This window comes from Azospirillum agricola, from assembly GCF_020005195.1.
Lineage (GTDB): Bacteria > Pseudomonadota > Alphaproteobacteria > Azospirillales > Azospirillaceae > Azospirillum > Azospirillum agricola.
This window is the reverse complement of record NZ_JAIFZR010000005.1, coordinates 1,459,443-1,481,258: the sequence shown is the minus strand read 5'-3', so window position 1 is coordinate 1,481,258 and position 21,816 is coordinate 1,459,443. Positions and strand designations below refer to the sequence as shown.

Sequence of the window (21,816 nt, the reverse complement as noted above, 5' to 3'; positions counted from 1 at the left end):
CCCAACTGGAAGAGGGGCTTTTTTCATGTCGAGAGACGCCCTTGGACACCCGCTCCCTGCCCCCGTCCGTCATGCCCGGCCTTGAGCCGGGCATCCACGCGCAAGCCTCCCATGCACCCGGGCAAGCGCGCCCGTGGATGACCGGGCCAAGCCCGGTCATGACGTGGCTCGAAGAAAGGCGGACCGTCCCGGCGCGTCTTCTCAGCGCAGCATCGGCTGCGGGGTCGCCGGCAGGCTGGCCGGCAGCAGCGGGTATTCGACGCGCGGCTGCTGGCCGGTCAGGGAGTGCAGGAAGGCGGTGATCTGATCGATCTCCTGCTCGCTCAGCTTGGCGCCGAGCTGGCTCGATCCCATCACCGCCACCGCCTGACGCAGATCCCACACCTTGCCGGAGTGGAAGTAGGGCGCGGTCAGCGCCACGTTGCGCAGGGTCGGCGAGCGGAACACATACTCGTCGTCCGCCGTCTTGGTGACGGTGAAGCGGCCCTTGTCGCCCGGTGGCAGGATCTCGGCGCCCGGCTTCTCGACGACGCCGAACGGGAAGTAGTCCTGGCCGCCGACGTTGACGCCGTTGTGGCAGGCCGAGCAGCCCTTGTCCATGAACAGGGTCAGGCCGGCCTTCTGGGCGTCGGTCAGCGCGTCGGCCTTGCCCTCCAGGAACTGGTCGAAGGGGGCGGCCGGGGTGGTCAGGGTCGCCTCGAACGCCTCGATCGCCTTGGCGACGTTGTCGAAGGTGACCGGCTGCTTCTCGTTGGGGAAGGCGTCGGCGAACCTGGCGGTGTAGGCCGGGATGCTGGTCAGCACCGCCATCACGCGGTCGGGCGTGCTGTTCATCTCGACGCCGGCCTGGATCGGCCCCTTGGCCTGGGCCTTCAGATCCTCGGCGCGGCCGTCCCAGAACTGGGCGACGTTCAGCACCGCGTTCAGCACGGTCGGGGAGTTGCGCGGGCCCTTCTGCCAGCCATGGCCGACCGAGGTCTCGAGCCCGTCGACGCCGCCCAACCCCAGATTATGGCAGGAATTGCAGGAGAAGATGCCGCTGGCCGACAGGCGCGGTTCGAAGAACAGCATCTTGCCCAGCTCGATCTTCTCGCGGGTGACGGCGTTGTCCTTCACCACGGGGATCGAGGCGGGAAGCGGCTTGAACAGTTCGCGGGCGCGCTCCATCAGCGGGTCGGCGGCGAGCGCGCTCCCCGCGATCAGCAGAGCGCCGATGGCAGACACGGTGCCTACGGCCAGAGCCCTGAGAGTGTGTGTCATGGTCGGATGTCCCCCGGCGCGGCCGACCTGCACCCAAGCTCCGGCGTTTCGACCGGGCGAGGGTCGATTGATCCTGGGTCGGCGCTGCGTCATTGTTGAAGCGGAGCAATCTGGAGCCATTCTAATCTTGTCCGTCGGCAACCGCTGGGCGCGCATTGTCGCAGACAATCTGTAATGGCAAAAACCGCGCCGATGGACCCCTGGCAGGCGCCCTCAGGCCACCGACCGCAAGACCAGCGCGACCAGGCCACCCGTTGCCGCCAGGATGGCGAGCGCCAGCGCCGGCGAGGCCCGGCGCGGCTCGGCGACCACCCCCTCGACCCGCTTGCAGCCGGTGATCATCGGACGAATCAGGTTGTCCTTCTTCACCAGCAGATAGCCCAAGACCGCCAGCACATGCAGCCCGACCAGGATCAGGATGCCGTCGGCGAGCAGCCGGTGCAGCGTGCCGAGCGTCGCCACCGCGCCGCTGGAGGCCAGCGGCACCAGCGGCCCGTCGACCAGGATGTCGTCGCTGGTGAACAGGCCGCTGCCGGCCTGCACCGCCAGCGCCAGCAGCAGCGCCACCACCATCAGGGCGCCCAGCGGGTTGTGCCCCAGCGTGGCCGGGGCCGCCCCGCCCCGCGATCCGGCGAGGTAGGCGAGGATGGCGCGCGGCCCCTTCACGAAATCGGCGAAGCGGGCCGTCTGGCTGCCGATCACCCCCCAGACCAGGCGGAAGAGCACCAACGCCAGAATTGTTTCCCCCGCCAACATATGAATCGACAGCATATCCATCTTCGCGGACACCACCGCGACCGTCACCAGCAGCACCAGCGACCAATGAAACAGGCGGGTCGGCAGGTCCCAGACCCGAACGTCGCGGGTGAGTTTCTCCCGAGTCGCGGTATGACCACTTGCCATCGCTCGATCCTCGCTGTGTTTGGGCGCCCCTCATCTGGGGCTGGTCCTGGGATTTTTTGAGGCTCGTCCTGAAAAAGCCGCCGGTTTGGTGGTGGCAAAGGTCGAATGTCCTGTCAACAGGCTTGATGACGCGCAGGGACGGCGGATATGAGAGTGCGAAGCATCAGCCCGAACGGGCGCCCCGAGACCCCTGTCCGAAGGACCCTGACCATGCCCGACAAACAGCTTCTCCACCTCGTGTTCGGCGGCGAACTCGTGCGTCCGGATTCCGACCAGTTCGTCGATCCGTCCAAGCTGCACATCGTCGGCATCTTCCCGAACTACGACGAAGCCTACAAGGCGTGGCGCGGCGCCACCGGGCAGACCATCGACGACGCCCACACCCGCTACTACATCGTCCACATGCACCGCTTCCTCGACCCGGCGGCGGGCGACCACAAGCATTGAGCGACGGCCGCGGCGCCCTGGAGCGGGAACCCTGCCCGCTCCAGGGCGTTGAAGTCCGCCGATGACCGTCTTCTTCACCAGCGACACGCATTTCGGGCATGGCGGCGCGCGCGGCCGGTTCCGACGTCCCTTCGAGACGACCGCCGCCATGGACGCGGCGATGGCGGCCAACTGGAACGCCGTGGTCGGCCCCGATGACGAGGTCTGGCACCTCGGCGACTTCGCCCTGCACCTGGCCGCCGACGCCATGGCGGAGCGGCTTCGCGGCCTGAACGGCGTCAAGCATCTGGTCGCCGGCAACAACGACGGCCCCGCCACATTGGCCCTGCCCGGCTGGGCCAGCGTCCGGCATTACGCCGAACTGACCCTCGACGGCACCGCGCTGGTGCTGTGCCACTACCCGTTCCGCACCTGGAACGGCATGCACAGGAAGGCGCTGAACCTGCACGGCCACAGCCACGGCCAATTGAAGGGGCTGCCCCGCCAGATCGACGTCGGCGTCGATGTCTGGAACTTCCGGCCGGTCACGCTGGCCGAACTGGCCGCCCCGCGCCGCCGCGCCAGGCAGGCGGCCACGCCGGCGCCCTGATCAGGCCGGTTCCTTGAGCCGCTTGGCCAGCAGGTCGCACGCCGCGTCGGCCGGCATCGGGCGGCCGGTCAGCCAGCCCTGGACCAGATTGCAGTTCTTGTGGCGCAGGAAATTGGCCTGCTCGGTCTTCTCCACCCCTTCCGCCACCACGTCGAGCCCGAGCATGTCGGCCATGGCGATGATGGTGGAGACGATGCCGGTGTCCTCGCGCTCCAGCGGCACGCCGTTGATGAAGGAGCGGTCGATCTTCAGGGTGGTGATCGGCAGCCGCTTCAGGTAGCTGAGCGAGGAATGGCCGGTGCCGAAATCATCCACCGCCACCCGGATGCCCATCGCCTTCAGCGCGCCCAGCACCGCCAGGGCGTGGTCGAGATCCTGCATCACCGCCCCTTCGGTGATCTCCAGCTCGATCAGTTCGGGCGGCACGCGGTGGCGGTCGACGATGCGGCGGAAATCCTCGGCGGTGCGGTGGCGCAGGTGGCGGGGCGAGATGTTGACCGCCACCGGCACCGGCTCCACCCCGGCGTCGAGCCAGACGCGCTGCTGCCGGCAGGCCTCGTCCAGCACCCAGTCGCCGAGCGGGACGATGAAGCCGGTCTCCTCGGCCACCGGGATGAACTCGCCGGGCGGGATCATGCCCTGCCCCGGCTTGTCCCAGCGCAGCAGCGCCTCGAAGCCCTCCAGCGAGAAATCGACCAGCGAGACCTTCGGCTGATAATGCAGCCGGAACTGCTGGTTGGCGAGCGCCGAGCGCAGGTCGCCGTCGAGCGCCAGATGGCGCCGGGCCTGATCGGCCAGCTCCTTGCGGAAGAAGGCGTGACGCCGGCCGCCCTGCCGCTTGGCGGCGTAGAGCGCGGTGTCGGCGGCGCGGATCAACTCGTGCGGCTCCTCGGTGTGGTCGGGGTAGAGCGCGATGCCGATGGAGGGGCGGACGTAATGCTCGTTGCCGACCAGCGTCACCGGAACGTCGAACGCCTCCAGGATGCGGTCGGCGAGGGCGGCGGCCTCCTTCGCGTCCGCGATCTCCTCCAGGATGATGGCGAAATCGTCGGTGCCGATGCGGCCGACCGTGTCGGCGGGCCGGACGGCGGCGGCGATGCGCCGCGCCACCTCCAGCAGCAGCTCGTCGCCGGCCTCGTGGCCCAGCGTGTCGGTCACCAGCTTGAAGCGCGACAGGTCGAGACAAAGCACGGCGAGATGACCGCCTTCCGGCTGGCCGAGCAGGCGCGGCCTCCGGCAGCGCCCGACCGCCGTTTCCAGCAGCGTCTCGATCATGGCGCGGTTGGGCAGGCCGGTCAGCCGGTCGCGGGTGGCCAGCCGCATCAGCTCGCGCTCGTGGCGCAGGCGCTGGGTCATGTCGGCAAGCGTGCAGACGAAGCCGTGCCGCCCCTGCACCACCAGCGGCGAGAGGCCGAGCGAGGCGTCGACCCGCCCGTCCCCGCGTTCGATTCCCAGCGCCTCGGCGCGGATCGGCGGACCGGCGGGCGCGTCCGCCGCCAGCAGCGCCCGCACGCGCGGCCGGTCGGCCTCGATGAACAGGGCGTCCAGCGGCTGGCCGTGCAGCCCCTCCACCGTCCGGCCGAACAGAACGAGGGCGGCCGGGTTGTGCTCGACGATGCGGCCCTGCTCGTCGGTCAGCAGGATCGCCTCGCCGACGTTGTTCATGATGCCGGCCAGCCGGGCGTCGCGCTCGATCAGCGCGCCGGCGGACCGCCGGAAGAACTCCATGGCGCGGGCCATCGAGCCGAATTCGTCGCGGCGGTTGCGGCCGGGAATGTCGATGTCGGTGCGCCCCTCGGTCAGCAGGCGCATGCGGGTGGACAGCGCCTCGATCGGGCCGACGACGTTCTGCGAGAGAAACATCGACAAGGGCCAGCTCAGCGCCAGCAGCACCGACAGGAACAGCACGAAGGCGAAGGCCTCGACCGCGAAGGCGCGGTCGAGGTCGTCGGTGTCGCCCGCCGCCGCCACCGCCCAGCCCCAGGGCTCGAAACGGACCTGGGCGACGACCGCGTGCTCGATCGGCGGCCAGCCCGGCGGGACGATCCCGTCGGTGAAGACCGCGACATGGAAGGGGTCGCCGGCCAGCGCCCGCAACGCCAGCCGCGCCTGCGCCTGCGCGTCGTCGCGCGGGACCGATCCGGCCCGCACCGCGGCATCCAGATCGCTCAGCATGGTGTGCGAGGATTCGACCAGCGCCCCGGTCATCCGCTCGCGCTCGGCGATCAGGCCATGACGCAGCAGATACAGCGCGGGGATCGCCGCCATCAGGCAGCCGATCAGGCCGACCCAGGTCAGCCATCGTATCTTGCGGCGCAGCGTCATGCGAATTCGGCGTCGCCCCCCATGACCGTTCGCTTCACGAACGGTTTCCTGCGTGGCCGGCAGGTTGGCGTTTTCATTTCAAACGCGCAATCGTATTTTTCTTCGCACACGCACCGGCAGGCTGTCCAATGCAACCATGAAGCGGAGGTGCGGCGCTTTGCCTCGCGTGCTGGCGGCAGCGGGTGGCGGGGGACAGGGCGCCGGCCGGTCACTCACCCCCGGCCCGGATAGAGGCGCTGGAAGCCGTCGGTGACGCGGGCGATCACCGACGGGTCGCGGTCCCGCCAATAGCGGGGGTCGCGCATCAGCGTCCGCAGGTCGGCCTCGCCGTCGCCACCCGGCGCGCGCCCGGCCGGCATCGACAGGGCCGCCGGCTCGGTTCCCGACATCATCGCGTGCAGCGCCATCACGCCTTCATAGGTGGTCGACAGCCCCTCGACGGCCGCCGGCGGCAGATTCCGGCCCGCCCAGGCCAGGAGCTGGCGCGACACCTCGCGCCATTTCTCCTCGCCGCCGAAGCGGGCGACCAGCCGCTCGACCTCGCGTTCGGCCTGAAACTCGGCGGCGAGACGCTGGATCAGCGGCATCATCCGCTCGGCGGCGAGGTCGTAGAGGAGCTGCGCCTGGGCAGGGGTGTAACCGGCCTCGAACAGGCGGCCGTTGATCTCGGCGTCGGGTTCGAACAGGCCATGGTCGCAGGCGATGCAGTACCCCTCCGGCGCGTCCGGCGCCCCCAGCGCGCGGCGGAGTTGGACCGGGTCGAGCGCCGCCGGATCGAAGGAGGCCGGATCGAAGGGCGCCGGGCCCGGAACCTCGGGCGGAGCGGCGGACAGGCGGCGCTCCAGCTCCAGATAGGATTTCAGCAGAGCGTCCACACGGACGGCGCCGGTCTTCGGGTCACGGAATTTCCCGGGCACCGGCGGCGGCGGCTCGGAACCGGACAGGGGCGAGGTCAGCAGATTGTCGGCCATCGGATACTCCCGGAAGGATGAAACACAGGAAGGGTTAAGGAAGGGGCGGGTCAGCGCGCCCGGCCGCGCGCGGTCAGGGCGAGGATCACGGCGACCAGCTGGCGTTGGCCCTCCAGGTGGCGCAGCGCCGCCTCCGGCGCGTCGGGGCCGAGCGCGCGGTCGAGCGTCATCGCCCGCAGCACGGCCAGCACCCGCACGCCATCCGGCCCGGCGAAGCAGCGGGCGAAGCTTGGCGACGGGTCGTCGCCACCGCCGCCCGACACCGTCGCGGCGCCGTCCAGCCAGTCCCAGCCGGCGGGATCAGCCATGCGGCGCCTCCACCGGCGTGGGCTGCGGGGTGGGCGATGGCGACGGAGCGGCAGCGGGCGCGGCCGCCGCAACGGCGTCCTCGGCGCGGATCAGCTTGGCGGGCACGCCGAAGGCTTCGCCCAGCCAGCGGGCGGTCGCGGCGGCGTCGACCGTCGCGGCGGCCTCCGGCCCCAACTGCCTGGCGGTGTCGAGCCAGCGCAGGGTCGCCTGCACATCGCGCTGCGCCTGGGCCTGGGCCAGGGGCGAGCGGTGCTGAAGCTCGACCAGCCGCCCGTCCACCGTGATGTCGGGGATCTCGCCGCGGCGGCGCAGGATGGCGACGGCGCGCAGCAGCAGCGGCGTCAGCATCTCCGCCTGCAAACGCCCATAGGTGGCGCCGAGCAGCCGGGCCATCTCGGCCGATCGCTCCATCACCTCGGTGGCGGTCATGCGCGCCTGCTCGACCGGCCCCAGCCGGTCCACCATCAAGGCATGGCGGATGCGCCCGCGCAGATCGTCGAGCACCAGCTGCGACACGTCGAAGCGGCCGGGGTTGGCGAGCGGCGTCAACCCGGCCGAGCCGACCGCCTTCGGAATGATCGTCCCCGGCACCAGCCGGATCGTCGCCGGGTTCAGCACGCCGTCGTCGTCGGCCTGCCAGATGCCGGTGACGGCGATCGAGGCGTTCTTCAGAACCAGCTCCACCACCTTGTTGGCGGTCTTGATGTCGGGCAGCGCCTTCATCACCGGCGAGCGGCCGTAGGTCTCGCCCGGCGCCTTCAGCCAGCGGAAGTTGACGAAGGGCGACTGGGCGAAGCGCCCACGCGCCAGCCAGGACGGGTCGGCCAGACCGCTGTCCAGCACCACCGCCCAGCGGTAGGCGGTGCCGTCGGGCAGCACCGCCTCGACCAGCGGGAAGCGGGCGTCGGGCTCGGCGGCGGCGCGGCGGCGCACCTCCTCCGGCAGTTCGGCGGCGGGAAAGCGGTGGACGATCTGGGCGAGCGTCGCCTCGCTGCGGCGGTAGGTGCCGTCGAGGCGACCGTCCGGCCCCTCCTCCAGCACCGCCTCGGCCAAAGGCACGGCGGTGAAGCGCAGGCTGGAGGGCGAACCGGGGGCGGCCTCCTCCATCAGGAGGCTGGCGGTGCCGACGGTGACGAGGTCGAGGAAGGACTGATGCACCTCGACCGCGAAGTTGGAACGGTCGAGGTGCGCCTGGACGATCCCGGCGGCACGGTCGAGCATCGGGGCGACGCGGTCGCGCTCGGCCCCGGTCAGGGCCGGACCGGGCTGGAAACCGAACCAGCGCGACCAGGGCGGCGTCAGCTCCGACAGCAGGCTGGCGGCGAGCTGCTCCACCGCGTCGGGGGCGGTGCCGTCGAACAGGCGGTCGACCCGCCGTTCCCCCGGCGTGCCGGTGCCCCGGAAGGGCTGGCCGTTGGGCAGGGCGTGGTCGTAGCAGTCCTGCCAGTGGCTTTCCCAGACGCCGCGCCGCTCGCGCGCGGCGCGGTAGCGGTCGAGCAGCGCCTCGGGCTCGGAAGGTTCGGCTCCGCGCCGGCGTCTTGCGGTGGGCTGGGCGGCGGGCTGGGCGGCAGATCGGGCGGCGTGGTCGGGCATCGGGGCGGTCCCTTTGTTCAAGGCCCGGAGGAAACCGGGCGGGTCAGGTGGCGATGCAGTTGCCACGGCGTCAGCACCAGCGGGGCGTGCAGGCCGAGCAGCCGCTTGACCGCCTCGACGCAGGTGAAGGGCCCCCAAGGCGCCGGCCGGACCAGACCGCGCCGCAGCGGAGCGGCCACCACGGTCAGGCCGCGGTCGCGGTACCAGCCCGGCAGGTCATGATCGGCCGGCAGGTCCAGCACCGCGACGTCGGTGAAAGGCGCCAGCGGATCGACCACCAGCCAGTGCCGCCCGTCGTTCAGCAGGGCGAGGCAGTGGCGGAAGCCCGGCCGCAGGGCCCGCAGCCACCACAGCGGCGCCTCGCCGCGGAACACCACCCAGGCCCTCGGCGCCCCGCTCCCGGCCGGGAGCGGAATCGGGGCCGGGACTGGTGTGGGGGCCGGCGCCTGGCTCATCGCGCGATGCCCTTCTGGCGCAGCACCGGGGTGACCCGCTCGAACGCCTCCCGCCACAGGGCATGGGCGCGCTGCTCGCGATGGCGGCCGGGGTCGGGGGCGCTGAGACGGCGGCCGTAATGGACCAGCACATGCAGATGGTCGCGGACGAGCTGGCGGTTGCGGAAAAGACGGTCGACGACGCGCAGCACGTCGGCCGGTTCGCAGGGGCGCTGGACCAGACCGCAACCGGCGACGACACGGGCACCGGCCGATTTGGCGTCCTGCGCCTGCACCGACCAGAACCACGCCTCCTCCCCGCTGTCGAAGGGGGTTCCGTCGGCGGTGTAGGGGTTGGAAAGATGCCGGGACGGGGCGGAACGCACGGCGTGTCGAGACAGCATGATCGTCTCCCTGAAGGACGGGGGCGCTTGCGCGCGGAAGCTTCGCCACCCCTTGCGACTCGCGCCTCAACCGATCCTCCGAACGGTTTTTCGCGGTCTGGTGGCGCTTTCGTTCGCTTTATGTTCTCGCCCGGCACCTCCGTCAACGAGAATATGAAAAAGTTCCTAGGGACCGCCTCCCGCGTTTATGAGATTATCGTCCCATGCTGAAGCATTCGGACATCTGGCGGGCCATCGACCGCCTCGCGGCGACGCACGAACTGTCGGCGTCGGGCTTGGCGCGGCGTGCCGGGCTGGATCCGACGACCTTCAACAAGAGCAAGCGCACCACCGGAGACGGCAAGCTGCGCTGGCCCTCGACCGAGAGCATCTCCAAGGTTCTCGACGCGACCGGCGCCTCCCTGTCGGAGTTCGTCAGCCTGATCGGCGAGGGCGGCGGGCCGGGAAGCTTCCAGCGCGTGCCGGTGATCGGCTACGCCCAGGCCGGCAACGCGGGCTATTTCACCGACGCCGGCTATCCGGTCGGCAGCGGCTGGGACGAGCTGATGTTCCCCGATCTCGGCGATCCCTCCGCCTACGCGCTGGAGATCGCCGGCGACAGCATGGAGCCGGTGTACCGCGACGGCGACACCATCATCGTGTCGCCCAGCGCGCAGATCCGCCGCAACGACCGGGTCGTCGTCCGCACGCGCGGCGGCGAGGTGATGGCGAAGCAGCTGCTCCGCGAAACCGCGACGAAGATCGACCTCCTGTCGATCAACCGCGCCCATCCCGACCGCAGCATCCCGCGCAGCGACATCGCCTGGATCGCGCGGATCATCTGGGCCAGCCAGTAGACGGCCAGTGGGCGGGAAGGCCGCGCGGCGGATGGCGGCGCGGCGGATGACGCTGGATGTATCCCCCGCCGCTCCCGGTCCAAGGTCCTAGGTGTTGTTTCCTTCCGGCCGCGGCGTCGCCGGCATCAGCGGCGCAGGGTGCGCGCCGCCGCACGATGCCGGGCCGGTCCGCCCGGCCGGTCCAATACCGGAAGGCAGACCGGGACATCGCCGAAGGCGGCCCGTGAGCAGGGCAGCCTGACGGAGAGTTCCCGCTCGCCCCGGTCGGGCACAAGCCCCTTCGCCGGCAGGGTCGCCCTTCGCGTCCACGCCCCCGGCAACGCTCTCAGCGGAAGGCGTATTCCCAATAGAGCGCCCGCGCCCGCTTGAAGAACGGGCCGGGGGCGAAGGCACGGTCCTCGACCTTGGTCACCGGCACGCATTTGGAATGGTTGCCGGTCGAGAACACCTCGTCGGCCTCCAGCAGGTCGGCCGGGGTCAGGGTGCACTCCTCGACCACCGCGCCATCGGCCCGCAGCAGGGCGATGACGCGCTGGCGGGTGATGCCGTTCAGGAAGCAGCCGTTCGGCACCGGCGTCCGCACCACCCCGCCCTTGACGATGAACAGGTTGGAGGTCGCGAACTCCGCGACGTTGCCGATGGCGTCCAGCAGGATCGCGTTCTGGAAGCCGCGCTTGCGCGCCTCGGTCAGGGCGCGGGCGGCGTTGGGGTAGAGGCAGGCCGCCTTGGCCTCGGTCGGCGCCATCGAGGGCGGCGGACGGCGGCGCGAGGACAGGCAGGCGGTGAAGCCGGTCGGCGGCGGCAGCGGGTCCTCGTAGATCGAGAGGACGAAACGGGTGGTCTCCGGATCGGGGGCGACGAAGCCCTCCTCGGCGAAGAACATCGGCCGGATGTAGAGTTCGGCGTTCTTGCCGAAACGGCGGATGCCGTCCCAGCACAGCTCCTCGATCTCGCCGGCCGTCACCATCGGCGCCAGCCCCATGGCGAGCGCCGAGCGGATCGCCCGCGCGCAATGCAGGTCGAGGTCAGGGGCGACGCCCTGGAAGGCCCGCGCGCCGTCGAAGACCACCGAAGAGAGCCAGAGCGCGTGCGACAGCGGACCGACGATGGGGGGATTGCCCTCCACCCATTCGCCCTGCACCCAGCTCCACGCCTGACCCGTTGTCCCGCCCATGATTGGTTCCTTCCCTCGCTTGGTGTGTTCCGTTGTTGGCGACGCCCGTGCGAAGAGGATACCCCCTCATCGCCGCCGGTCAACCGATGCCGGGGGGAGCGCTTTGCCGCGCCCGTGGTTGACTCTCGTGATCCCAAGTCTGTTCGCGAGGATACCGACGATGCCTTGGATTTCCCCGACCCCCGGTCCGCAGCCGCTGCGCGCCGCCCCTCCCAATCCCCAACCGCGGCCGCACGAGGATGTCCCGCTGACCGACGGCCCGATCACCGACAACCCCGACCTGCCCGATCCCGGCGGGCCGGGCACGACCATGCCGCCGGTGCCGGGCGCCGACCTGCCGCCATCGCAGCCGACCGATCCGGACTTCCGCTGAACCGCAAGCCAGCGGCAGGCCCGAACGCAAACGGGGCGCTCCTCGCGGAGCGCCCCATCGCGTGTCGATGCGTCGCTGACGGATGGATCAGCGGCGGGCCACCATCAGCTTCTTGATCTCGGCGATCGCCTTGGCCGGGTTCAGGCCCTTGGGGCACGCCTTGGTGCAGTTCATGATGGTGTGGCAGCGGTAGAGACGGAACGGATCCTCGAGGTTGTCGAGGCGCTCGCCCGTCATCTCGTCGCGGCTGTCGGCGATCCAGCGGTAGGCCTGGAGCAGGATCGACGGGCCGAGGTAACGGTCGCCGTTCCACCAGTAGCTGGGGCAGGAGGTCGAGCAGCAGAAGCACAGGATGCACTCGTAGAGGCCGTCCAGCTTGGCGCGGTCCTCCGGCGATTGCAGCCGTTCGCGGCTCGGCGCCGGGGACTGGCTTTGCAGCCACGGCTTGATCGAGGCGAGCTGGGCGTAGATGTGCTTCAGGTCGGGGACGAGATCCTTCACCACCGGCATGTGCGGCAGCGGATAGATCGCGACGTCGCCCTTCACGTCCTCGATGGCCTTCAGGCAGGCCAGCGTGTTCGTGCCGTCGATGTTCATCGCGCACGACCCGCAGATGCCCTCGCGGCAGGAGCGGCGGAAGGTCAGCGTGCTGTCGACCTGGTTCTTGATGTAGATGATCGCGTCGAGGATCATCGGCCCGAACTTGTCGAGGTCGACGACGTAGGTGTCGACCCGCGGGTTCTGGCCGTCGTCCGGGCTCCAGCGGTAGATCTTGAAGGTCTTGGCCCGCTTGGCGCCGTTCGCGACGTTGATGGTCTTGCCGACGCCGACCTTGGAGTTGGCTGGCAGGTTGAATTCGACCATGGTTGCTATCCTTGCCTTGAGCGGGGCCTTAGTACACGCGGGCCTTGGGCGGGAACACCTGGACCTCGTCGGTCAGCGTGTAGAGATGGACCGGGCGGTAGTCGAACCGCGTCTGGCCATCCTCGCCCACCCAGATCGCGGTGTGCTTCATCCAGTTCTCGTCGTCGCGGTTCGGGTAATCCTCGCGCGCGTGGGCGCCGCGGCTCTCCGGCCGGTTCTCCGCCGAATGCAGGGTGGCGACCGCCTGGAACAGCAGGTTGTCCAGCTCCAGCGCCTCGACCAGATCCGAGTTCCACACCAGCGAGCGGTCGCTGATGGAGATGTCGTTCTTCTTGGCGAAGATCGCGTCGATCTTCTGGACGCCCTCGCTCATCACCTCGCCGGTGCGGAAGACGGCGCAGTTGTTCTGCATCGTCCGCTGCATCTCCAGCCGCAGGTCGGCCGACTTGATCGAGCCCTTGGCGTTGCGGATGCGGTCGAAGCGCTCCAGCGCGGCGTCGGCGCTGTCGGCCTTCACCGACACGGCCTTGCCCGGCGTCACGATCTCGGCGGCGCGGATGGCGGCGGCGCGGCCGAACACCACGAGGTCGAGCAGCGAGTTGGAGCCCAGGCGGTTGGCGCCGTGCACCGACACGCAGGCCGCCTCGCCGATCGCCATCAGGCCGGGGACGACCTGGTCGGGGTTGTCGGCGGTGGGGGTGACCACCTCGCAGCGGAAGTTGGTCGGGATGCCGCCCATGTTGTAGTGGACGGTCGGCAGGACCGGGATCGGCTCCTTGGTGACGTCGACGCCCGCGAAGATCTTGGCCGTCTCGGCGATGCCGGGCAGGCGCTGGTGGATGACCTCGGGCGGCAGATGCTCCAGGTGCAGGTGGATGTGGTCCTTGTGCTCACCGACGCCGCGGCCCTCGCGGATCTCGATGGTCATCGAGCGCGACACGACGTCGCGCGAGGCCAGATCCTTGGCCGACGGCGCGTAGCGCTCCATGAAGCGCTCGCCGTTGGAGTTGGTGAGGTAGCCGCCCTCGCCGCGCACGCCCTCGGTGATCAGGCAGCCCGAGCCGTAGATGCCGGTCGGGTGGAACTGCACGAACTCCATGTCCTGCATCGGCAGGCCGGCGCGCAGCACCATGCCGCCGCCGTCGCCGGTGCAGGTGTGGGCCGAGGTCGCCGAGAAGTAGGCGCGGCCGTAGCCGCCGGTCGCCAGAACGACGAGCTGGCCGCGGAAGCGGTGGATGGTGCCGTCGTCGAGGTTCCAGGCGAGAACGCCCTTGCAGACGCCGTCCTCCATGATCAGGTCGAGCGCGAAATACTCGACGAAGAACTCGGCCTCGTGCTTGAGCGACTGCTGGTAGAGCGTGTGCAGCATGGCGTGGCCGGTGCGGTCGGCGGCGGCGCAGGTCCGGTAGGCCTGGGTCTTGCCGTACTGCGCGGTCATGCCGCCGAAGGCGCGCTGGTAGATCTTGCCTTCCGGGGTGCGCGAGAAGGGCACGCCGTAATGCTCGAGCTCGATGATCGCCGGGATGGCCTCGCGGCACATGTACTCGATGGCGTCCTGGTCGCCCAGCCAGTCCGACCCCTTGACGGTGTCGTACATGTGGTAGCGCCAGTCGTCCTCGCCCATGTTGCCGAGCGCCGCCGAGATGCCGCCCTGGGCGGCGACCGTGTGGCTGCGCGTGGGGAACACCTTGGTGATGCACGCCGTCTTCAGGCCCTTCTCGGCCATGCCGAAGGTGGCGCGCAGACCCGCGCCGCCGGCGCCGACGACGACGACGTCATAGGTGTGATCGATGATCTGATAGGCGGTCGCCATGCTCGTCAGGCTCCGATGAAAATCTTGACGACGGCGAGCACGCAGGCCGCCGCCAGCGCGAAGGACAGGAACTTCACGGCGATCAGCACCGTCAGCTTCTGCCATTCGACGTTGATGTAGTCCTCGATCACCACCTGGAGGCCCGAATGGGCGTGGTGGAAGACGACGCCGGCGGTGAGGATCATCATGACCGCCGAGAAGGGCGACCGCATCCAGGCGACGAAGGCCGCGTGGTCGGCGCCGAGATGGCCGATGACGCCGAAGACGAACCAGACGGTCAGCGGGACCAGCGCGATGGCGGTCAGCCGCTGGCCCCACCAATGCTCGGTGCCGTGCTTGGCGGAACCCAGGCCGCGGGCGTGGGCCAGCGGCGAACGCAGGGAGGACTTGGAGGAATTGGACGCCATGCTCTCTCTCCTCACCACGCGGCCAGGCCGACGATCCACGTCAGCACGGTCAGGACGGCGGTGGCCCCCAGCACGATCTTGTTGTTGCGGTCGGCGTCGGCCAGCTCGAACGACTTGCCGGCGTCCCACACCAGATGGCGGATGCCGTTGCACAGATGGTAGTAGAGCGCCACCGACCAGCCGAACATGAACAGCAGGCCGATGGGCGAGCCGATGAAGCCCTGCGCCCTGGCGAAGGCGTCGGGGCCGACGGCGGCGGCGACCAGCCACCAGGTCAGGAGAAGGGTGCCGACGGCCAGCCCCACGCCCGTGATGCGGTGCGTGATGGACATGACCGCGGTCAGCGGAAGTCGGTAGACTTGCAGATGCGGGGAGAGCGGCCGACCGCTGCCGTTTGCCATTGCGTCGTCCTCTGTTCGCGGCCGGTCGCGGCGCAACATGACGATTGCCGCGGCGGCTGGGTGTGGTGCGTGCCCGGGATTTGGGACGGTTGTCCGTCCGATTGGTTGGCGCAATGAATTACGCCCCCGCTGGACCTGAGTCAACGGCGCGGGACCGGACTGCGGCGATTTTGGAGCAGTGCGGGAAGTGGCTGAAAAGAAACGGCCTTCGCGGTCCGTGGTATTACCAGCGGGTTCCGGCGGTCGAGGACTGCGGACTGCTATTTGTCGAAGCGCCGCACGTTCTCCAGCATCATCGAGTACATCTGGGTGATGAGTTCCGCCGGGCGCAGACGGCCGAAGGGTATGTTTTCCTTGGCCCATTCGACCAGACCGTCGGGCGGCTTGATCGGCGCCACCTGATAGCCGGCCTTCTTCAGGGCCGCGGTCACCGACCGCGCCTGCTTGGCGTAATCCTCGTTGAAGAAGGACTTGTCAGCGTCCTTGATCGCCTTGGCGATGATGTCCTCGATGAGCGGCATGGCGCGGGCGCTTCGGGTGTCCACTGTGATCGGGAAAAGGGCGGGCGCCACCGTGTCACAGCCGGCGCGCCCGCGCAATTCCTCCCGCGACTCCTCCCGTGGCTCGCCCCGTTCCGGCGGGCCGGGTTGCAATCCGGCGGGAAAGCGCCTAGCTCGTTGCGGTCTTGGCTTGCTGCCTTTTCTTATTGCCAGAAGGATACCTCCGTCATGGGCTTCACCGTCGCGGTCATCGGCGCCACCGACAATGTCGGGCGCGAGATCCTGCAAACGCTGGCCGAGCGGAAATTCCCGGCCGACTCCGTCGTCGCCCTGGGCACCGACCGGGCGGTCGGGCACGAGGTCTCCTACGGCGAGGACGAGGTCCTGAAGGTGCAGGACGCCGCCAGGTTCGACTTCTCCACCATCGACATCGCCTTCTCGTCGTCGGATCCGAAGCTGGCGGCGCTGCACAGCCCGCGCGCCGCGACGTCGGGCTGCGTGGTGATCGACATGTCCGGCCACTACGCCACCGACCCCGAAATCCCGCTGGTGGTGCCGGAGGTCAACGGCGCGGCGCTGGCCGGCTACAAGCAGCGCTACATCGTCGCCAACCCCGGCGCCGGCGCCATCCAGCTCGCGCTGGCGCTGAAGCCGCTGCACGACCGCTTCACCGTGCGCCGCGCCGTCGTCGCCACCTACCAGGCGGTGTCGGGCGCCGGCAAGGAGGCGATGGACGAGCTGTTCACCCAGACCCGCGCCATCTTCGTCAACGATCCCGTCGCCAAGAGCGTCCTGCCCAAGCAGATCGCCTTCAACGTCATCCCGCACATCGACCGCAACCTGGACGACGGCTACACCCACGAGGAATGGCGGCTGAACGTCGAGACGAGGAAGATCCTCGACCCCAAGATCAAGGTGACGGCGACCTGCGTGCGCGTCCCGGTCTTCATCGGCGACTCCGCGGCCGTCACCATCGAGACGGAGGAGGCGATCACCGCCGAGGACGCGCTGGAGGTCCTGCGCGCCGCCCCTGGCCTGTCGGTGCTCGACCAGCGCGCCGGCGAGGGTTACATCACCCCGGTCGAGGTCGCCGGCGAGAACCCGGTCTTCGTCAGCCGCATCCGCGAGGACATCACGGTCGAGAACGGGCTGGCCTTCTGGTCGGTCGCCGACAACCTGCGCAAGGGCGCCGCGCTGAACGCGGTGCAGATCGCCGAGATCCTGGCGAGCGATTACTTGGAAGAGTGAGGAGCCGGGAAAGCCCCCATCGGCGCTGACATAACCCTCTCCCCAGGAGGAAGAGGGCAAAGTCAGCCGCTATGGGGAAGCCCCTCAGCGCGCGAACAGGCGGTACAGCGCCGAGTGGTCCAGACCGCCGTCGCCCTGCTCGGCCAGCATCTCGAACAGCTCCAGCGTCAGGCCGAGCGCCGGCAGATCCACGTCGGACTGCTCAGCGAGCTGCTCCGCCTGACGCAGATCCTTGATCTGGGTGACGACGCGCCCGCCCGGCGTGAAGTCGCCGGACACCATGCGCCCGCCATGCAGGTCGAGGATGCGGGATTCGGCGAAGCCGCCGCGGATGGCGTCGCGCACCCGCGCCGGATCCGCCCCGGCCGCCTTGGCCAGCGCCAGCGCCTCCGCCACCGCGCCGATGGTCAGGCCGACGATGACCTGGTTGGCGGTCTTGGCGATCTGCCCGGCGCCGCTGTCGCCGACCAGCGTGATCCGCCGCCCCATCGCCTGGAACAGCGGCAGGGCGCGGGCGAAGGACGCCTCGCGGCCGCCGGCCATGATGGTGAGGGTCGCCGCCTCGGCCGCGACCGTGCCGCCCGACACCGGGGCGTCGAGCCAGTCGGCGCCGGCCGCGCGCACCCGCGCCGCCAGCGCCCGCGTCGCGTCCACCGCGGTGGTGCCCATGTCGATCACCAGATGGCCGGGCTTCAGGGCCGGCAGCAGCGCCTCGGCGACGCTCCCGACGGCGACCGTGTCGCTCAGCATCAGGATGATGGTGTCGGTCTGTCCGGCGACGGCGACCGGGCCGGTGGCGGCCAGCATGCCCTCGGCCGCCAGCTCGGCGACCGGGCCGGGGCTGCGGCTGGAGATCACCAGCGAGGCGCCGACGCGGGCGAGCGCGCGGGCCATCGGCTTGCCCATCAGGCCCAGACCGATGAAGCCGACGCCGCGGCCCGACAGGTCGGGGCGCGGGGGGTCGCCCGCCGGGGCGGAGGGGAGAGCGGGGGTCGTGGAAGGCGTCGTCATGGTCACCGTCACAGGCGCATGTGGCGGGCGCGGGCGCCGCGCTCGATGGCGGCGGCGCACAGGCGGTCGACGCCCAGCCGGTGACGGATCATCTCCAGCATGCGCAGCTCCTCCTGCGAGGCCTTGGCGTCGGCGGCGGCGATGTCGCAGGCGACGGCGTAGGCCGTCTCGCGCAGCTTGGCCGGCAGCGCCTGCTCGACGATGGTCAGCACCGTGTCCAGCCCGTCGCTGTCGGCCAGCATGGCGGTGCATTCGCGGGTCGCCGCCATCACCTGCTCGCCGTTGAAGTCGCGGAAGATGGGCAGGTAGCGGACATTCTCGCCGATGGTCTCGAGCTCGTCGTTGGTCATGTCGCCGTCGCAGGCGGACACCAGGACCATGACGTAGATCAGCGCGCTGTGGTGGTCGATCATTGGCCTTCCTTCGCGGGGCCTCCTCCGGAACCGGGAGTCCCCGTCGCGGCTATCTTGCCCGGCGGCGGCGACGCGTCAAGGGGGGCCGTCCCGACGGGAAAGCGGCGGCGCCCCGACGGGCAGGGGTGCCATGCCCGGAACGGGAGGGTCGGCGCCTCGACGCGACCGTTCGTGATCCGTATTGTCCGCGCCATGTCCGTCGTGTTCAACGTGGCACTTCCCGTATTCGCCATCATCCTGGCGGGCGTGCTGTCCGGAAAGGCGAAGCTGCTCGGCCCCGCGTCGTCGGAGGCGCTGAACAAGTTCGTCTATTGGATGGCCCTGCCCCCGGTGCTGTTCCTCGGCACCGCGCGCCGCTCGCTGCCCGAGATCTTCAACGGCCCCTTCATCGGCGCCTTTCTTGGCGCGATGCTGGCGGTCTACGCGCTGGGCGCGCTGGCCGGCTGGCTGATCCGCCGCGACCGCACGCAGATCCACTGCATGCAGGGACTGAACGCCGCCTTCTCCAACACCGGCTACATGGGCATCCCGCTGTTCCTGGCCGCCTTCGGCCCGGACCACCTGGCACCGACCATCCTGGCGACCGTCATCATGAGCGCCGTGATGGTCGGCATCGCCGTGATCTGGCTGGAGTTCGCCAACAGCCATGGCGGCGGGCTGGGCAAGGCGCTGCGCGACGTCGGCCGCGCGCTGCTGAAGAATCCCCTGATCATCGCGACCGCGCTGGGGATCGCGTGGTCGGCGCTGCTGCCCGGCGTCGCGGTGCCCAAGCCGATCGCCACCTTCTGCGAGCTGATGGGCGCGCCGGCCGGCCCCTGCGCGCTGTTCGCCATCGGCCTGTTCCTGGCGACGCAGAAGCTGACCGCCGGGCTGGCCGAGGCCGGCTGGATCAGCGCGATGAAGCTGCTGGCGCAGCCGGCGCTGACCTGGGTGCTGACCGAAACGCTGTTCCCCATGGATCCCTTCTGGACCGGCTCGGCGATCATCCTGGCCGCCCTGCCCACCGGAGCCCTGACCTTCGTGGTGGCGCAGCAATACCAGCTCTATGTCGAGCGCACATCCTCGGCGATCCTGGTGTCCACGGTGCTGAGCGTCGTCACGCTGTCCGCGCTGCTCGCGGTCTACGCCCCCGCTGGATAAAACACTGATTTCACGGGAAAAATCATGCCCTGCGCCGGAGTTCCCCCGCGACGTGGAAGACGCGCCGGAGCATTCTTGCAGGAACCGCCCAGTATGCGACCGATGGAATCGCCGATTTTAAGACAATCGGAAAATCCCTGGCTTCCTTCCCATATTTGAATGAATAATCAAGAAAAGCCGGATCATCGATCCCATATGATTTTGCGATAGCAGCCATATATTTATTTTATGATTTAAAAATCATTTACGCATTCCGGAAACCGGAAAGCGATGAATAGACCAGGCGCCATCACGGATGTCACGGCTCTTGCTACATTTTGACATATGTCGAACGCTGTACTTCCATACCGGCGTATGTTACCCGTCACCCGTCGCGCGCCATGCAGTGAAAATTTAAAATCGAGCATCGCGCGCACGCACAATCATTGATAGGCGGCGGGCTCAGACAATGAAACGCTTTGAAAATTTGACAATTCGCTCAAAATTGCTGGGAATTCTTGGATCTTTCTTTCTTCTTGTCATCGGGCTGGGCGTCTTCTCGCTCGACCGCCTTGCAACCCTCAACGAGGAAGCCGCCGACATTCGCGACAACTGGCTGGTCAGCGTCGGATTGCTTGGCGACATCCGCAGCACGGCCCAGTCCTACCGGTCGCAGGAAGGCACCCACATCATCTCGACCGCTCAGGCCGACCAGCAGCTTTCCGAGGAGCGCCTCGCCGGCTTCGTCAAGACGCTGAACGACAAGCGCCGCCAGTACGAGGCGCTGATCGACCTCGCCCAGGAGAAGGAGCTCTACGCCCGCTTCTCGGTGGTCTGGGAGCAGTATCTCGCCATCAGCCGCGACAAGGTGCTGGTCGCGTCGCGCAAGAACGAGAATGAGAGGGCCGGCGAGATCTTCCGCGGCGAATCCCGCGAGGCCATCGTCAAGGCGACCGCCATTCTCCAGGAACTCACCGAATTCAACACCCTGCAGGGCCGGATGGCCGCCAACCGCGGCGAGGCGGCCTACCGGAGCTCCATCTACTGGGTCATCGGCGCCATCGTCTTCGCCCTGGCCTTCGGCATCGCCGCCGCCGTGGCGGCGGTCGCCACCATCTCGCGCCCGGTCGACCGGCTGACCGCCGTCATGCACCGCCTGTCCAAGCGCGACTACGCGGCCGAGGTGAACGGCGGCGACCGCCAGGACGAGATCGGCGCGATGGCCCGCGCCGTCCAGGTCTTCAAGGACGGGCTGATCGAGAGCGACCGGCTGAGCGCCGCCCAGGCGGCCGAGCAGGAAACGAAGCAGCGCCGGGCGGCGACCGTCGACCGCCTGATCCAGGGCTTCGAGGCGCAGGCCGCCGACGCGCTGCGCACCGTCGCCGCCGCCGCGACCGAACTGGACAGCACGGCGCAGACCATGGAGCGCACCGCCAGCCAGACCCGCGACCAGGCGACGTCCGCCGCGGCCGCGGCCGAGCAGACCAGCGCCAACGTCCAGACCGTCGCCAGCGCGTCGGAGGAGATGTCGACCTCGATCCGCGAGATCGCCACGCTGGTCACCCGTTCGACCAGCATCGCCGGACAGGCGGTGAACGAGGCGAGCCGGACCAACGACACCGTGAAGGGGCTGGCCGACGCCGCCCAGCGGATCGGCGCGGTCGTCCAGCTGATCACCAACATCGCCGGCCAGACCAACCTTCTGGCGTTGAACGCGACGATCGAGGCGGCGCGCGCCGGGGAGGCCGGGAAGGGCTTCGCGGTGGTCGCCAGCGAGGTGAAGAGCCTCGCCAACCAGACCGCCAAGGCCACCGAGGAGATCGCCGCCCAGATCACCGCGATCCAGGAGGCGACCGACGGCGCCGTCGGCGCCATCGCCGGGATCAGCGGCACGATCACCTCGATCAACGACATCTCGACCTCGATCGCCGCGGCCATCGAGGAGCAGGGTGCGGCGACCGCCGAGATCTCCCGCAACGTCCAGCAGGCCGCCGTCGGCACGCAGCAGGTGTCGGGGATCATCAGCGACGTGACCCAGGCCACCGGCGAAACGGGTGCGGCCGCCCATCAGGTGCTCGGCGCCGCCGGCAGCCTGTCGCGGCAGGCCGAGAACCTGCGCCGCGAGGTCGACCAGTTCCTGTCGGCCATCAAGACGGCGTAGGCGCCGCCGCGCAAGCGCTCCGCCACGGCGACACGCGAAAGGGCGCCCGCTTCCGGGGGGAGGCGGGCGCCCTTTCGCGTCCGCAACCTCTGATACCAGTACCGGAAAATTCCGACCTGTGGTCGGAACTTTCCGGTCCCTCAAACGCCGGGCGGCCCGCCTCCGCGGGCCTTGGCTTCGCGGGCATGGGCCCGCGCGGCCGCAGTCGCGGCCGATACCAGAGCCAGAAGTCAAAACTTTCTGGCTCTGGTATGGTACTTT

Annotated in this window: 23 protein-coding genes; 7 read left to right on the top strand and 16 right to left on the bottom strand. The window is 69.4% G+C overall.

Annotated elements, in window-relative coordinates:
• Positions 1 to 201 precede the first annotated feature (201 nt).
• Complete coding sequence (locus JN22_RS22020; RefSeq protein ID WP_085557288.1) at positions 202 to 1,260, bottom strand: cytochrome-c peroxidase; 1,059 nt, start codon at positions 1,258 to 1,260, stop codon at positions 202 to 204.
• A 213-nt stretch (positions 1,261 to 1,473) separates the two neighbouring features.
• Positions 1,474 to 2,163 (bottom strand): cytochrome b/b6 domain-containing protein, encoded by a 690-nt coding sequence (locus JN22_RS22015; protein WP_085555954.1) that lies wholly within the window; start codon positions 2,161 to 2,163, stop codon positions 1,474 to 1,476.
• 210 nt (positions 2,164 to 2,373) lie between these two features.
• Here JN22_RS22015 and JN22_RS22010 point away from each other — a divergent pair, with 210 nt between their 5' ends.
• A complete protein-coding gene (locus tag JN22_RS22010) occupies positions 2,374 to 2,610 on the top strand; it encodes a DUF4170 domain-containing protein (protein WP_085555953.1) in 237 nt (78 codons plus the stop codon).
• Between the two features lie 61 nt (positions 2,611 to 2,671).
• Positions 2,672 to 3,199, top strand: coding sequence for a metallophosphoesterase family protein (locus JN22_RS22005; protein WP_085555952.1), 528 nt, complete (start codon positions 2,672 to 2,674; stop codon positions 3,197 to 3,199).
• Here the strand turns inward: JN22_RS22005 and JN22_RS22000 are convergent, their stop codons facing one another.
• The 6 genes from JN22_RS22000 to JN22_RS21975 all read right to left on the bottom strand — a co-directional run bounded on the left by JN22_RS22000 (position 3,200) and on the right by JN22_RS21975 (position 9,235).
• Positions 3,200 to 5,524: an EAL domain-containing protein gene (locus tag JN22_RS22000; protein ID WP_085555951.1), complete on the bottom strand. Its 2,325-nt coding sequence runs from the start codon at positions 5,522 to 5,524 to the stop codon at positions 3,200 to 3,202.
• Between the two features lie 212 nt (positions 5,525 to 5,736).
• Positions 5,737 to 6,495, bottom strand: coding sequence for a capsid assembly protein (locus JN22_RS21995; protein WP_085555950.1), 759 nt, complete (start codon positions 6,493 to 6,495; stop codon positions 5,737 to 5,739).
• Between the two features lie 50 nt (positions 6,496 to 6,545).
• Positions 6,546 to 6,803, bottom strand: coding sequence for a Bbp19 family protein (locus tag JN22_RS21990; RefSeq protein WP_085555949.1), 258 nt, complete (start codon positions 6,801 to 6,803; stop codon positions 6,546 to 6,548).
• The gene (locus JN22_RS21985) at positions 6,796 to 8,397 is read right to left on the bottom strand and encodes a portal protein (RefSeq protein ID WP_085555948.1); all 1,602 of its coding nucleotides are present in this window, start codon (positions 8,395 to 8,397) and stop codon (positions 6,796 to 6,798) included. Before JN22_RS21985 ends, JN22_RS21990 begins: the two co-directional genes overlap by 8 nt.
• A 17-nt stretch (positions 8,398 to 8,414) precedes the next feature.
• Positions 8,415 to 8,774: a hypothetical protein gene (locus JN22_RS21980; RefSeq protein WP_223677839.1), complete on the bottom strand. Its 360-nt coding sequence runs from the start codon at positions 8,772 to 8,774 to the stop codon at positions 8,415 to 8,417.
• Between the two features lie 74 nt (positions 8,775 to 8,848).
• Entirely contained in the window at positions 8,849 to 9,235 is a 387-nt protein-coding gene (locus JN22_RS21975) for a hypothetical protein (protein WP_085555947.1), read from the bottom strand.
• 203 nt (positions 9,236 to 9,438) lie between these two features.
• Between JN22_RS21975 and JN22_RS21970 the strand changes: the two genes are divergently transcribed.
• On the top strand, positions 9,439 to 10,071 hold the full coding sequence (locus JN22_RS21970) for a S24 family peptidase (protein WP_085555946.1): 633 nt from the start codon (positions 9,439 to 9,441) through the stop codon (positions 10,069 to 10,071).
• Positions 10,072 to 10,396: 325 nt separating this feature from the next.
• On the opposite strand, the gene JN22_RS21965 is transcribed toward JN22_RS21970, so the two are convergent.
• On the bottom strand, positions 10,397 to 11,245 hold the full coding sequence (locus tag JN22_RS21965; RefSeq protein ID WP_085555945.1) for a branched-chain amino acid aminotransferase: 849 nt from the start codon (positions 11,243 to 11,245) through the stop codon (positions 10,397 to 10,399).
• A 160-nt stretch (positions 11,246 to 11,405) separates the two neighbouring features.
• Here JN22_RS21965 and JN22_RS21960 point away from each other — a divergent pair, with 160 nt between their 5' ends.
• A complete protein-coding gene (locus JN22_RS21960; RefSeq protein WP_085555944.1) occupies positions 11,406 to 11,618 on the top strand; it encodes a hypothetical protein in 213 nt (70 codons plus the stop codon).
• Between the two features lie 87 nt (positions 11,619 to 11,705).
• Here JN22_RS21960 and JN22_RS21955 read toward each other — a convergent pair whose 3' ends face one another.
• The 5 genes from JN22_RS21955 to JN22_RS21935 all read right to left on the bottom strand — a co-directional run bounded on the left by JN22_RS21955 (position 11,706) and on the right by JN22_RS21935 (position 15,624).
• A complete protein-coding gene (locus JN22_RS21955) occupies positions 11,706 to 12,482 on the bottom strand; it encodes a succinate dehydrogenase iron-sulfur subunit (RefSeq protein WP_085555943.1) in 777 nt (258 codons plus the stop codon).
• A 28-nt stretch (positions 12,483 to 12,510) separates the two neighbouring features.
• Positions 12,511 to 14,295: a succinate dehydrogenase flavoprotein subunit gene (sdhA, locus tag JN22_RS21950; protein WP_085555942.1), complete on the bottom strand. Its 1,785-nt coding sequence runs from the start codon at positions 14,293 to 14,295 to the stop codon at positions 12,511 to 12,513.
• A gap of 5 nt (positions 14,296 to 14,300) precedes the next feature.
• Positions 14,301 to 14,702: a succinate dehydrogenase, hydrophobic membrane anchor protein gene (sdhD, locus tag JN22_RS21945; protein ID WP_085555941.1), complete on the bottom strand. Its 402-nt coding sequence runs from the start codon at positions 14,700 to 14,702 to the stop codon at positions 14,301 to 14,303.
• Between the two features lie 11 nt (positions 14,703 to 14,713).
• Positions 14,714 to 15,103 (bottom strand): succinate dehydrogenase, cytochrome b556 subunit, encoded by a 390-nt coding sequence (sdhC, locus tag JN22_RS21940; RefSeq protein ID WP_085555940.1) that lies wholly within the window; start codon positions 15,101 to 15,103, stop codon positions 14,714 to 14,716.
• Positions 15,104 to 15,363: 260 nt separating this feature from the next.
• Complete coding sequence (locus tag JN22_RS21935) at positions 15,364 to 15,624, bottom strand: hypothetical protein (protein ID WP_085555939.1); 261 nt, start codon at positions 15,622 to 15,624, stop codon at positions 15,364 to 15,366.
• 207 nt (positions 15,625 to 15,831) lie between these two features.
• Between JN22_RS21935 and JN22_RS21930 the strand changes: the two genes are divergently transcribed.
• On the top strand, positions 15,832 to 16,851 hold the full coding sequence (locus tag JN22_RS21930; RefSeq protein WP_085555938.1) for an aspartate-semialdehyde dehydrogenase: 1,020 nt from the start codon (positions 15,832 to 15,834) through the stop codon (positions 16,849 to 16,851).
• Between the two features lie 84 nt (positions 16,852 to 16,935).
• Here the strand turns inward: JN22_RS21930 and JN22_RS21925 are convergent, their stop codons facing one another.
• Positions 16,936 to 17,862: an NAD(P)-dependent oxidoreductase gene (locus JN22_RS21925; protein WP_085557286.1), complete on the bottom strand. Its 927-nt coding sequence runs from the start codon at positions 17,860 to 17,862 to the stop codon at positions 16,936 to 16,938.
• An 8-nt stretch (positions 17,863 to 17,870) separates the two neighbouring features.
• Positions 17,871 to 18,275 (bottom strand): tellurite resistance TerB family protein, encoded by a 405-nt coding sequence (locus JN22_RS21920; protein WP_085555937.1) that lies wholly within the window; start codon positions 18,273 to 18,275, stop codon positions 17,871 to 17,873.
• A 210-nt stretch (positions 18,276 to 18,485) separates the two neighbouring features.
• On the opposite strand from JN22_RS21920, the gene JN22_RS21915 reads away from it, so the two are divergent.
• Both JN22_RS21915 and JN22_RS21910 read left to right on the top strand, forming a co-directional pair.
• Positions 18,486 to 19,415, top strand: coding sequence for an AEC family transporter (locus JN22_RS21915; protein ID WP_247877518.1), 930 nt, complete (start codon positions 18,486 to 18,488; stop codon positions 19,413 to 19,415).
• 448 nt (positions 19,416 to 19,863) lie between these two features.
• Entirely contained in the window at positions 19,864 to 21,555 is a 1,692-nt protein-coding gene (locus tag JN22_RS21910; RefSeq protein WP_085555935.1) for a methyl-accepting chemotaxis protein, read from the top strand.
• Positions 21,556 to 21,816: the final 261 nt, after the last annotated feature.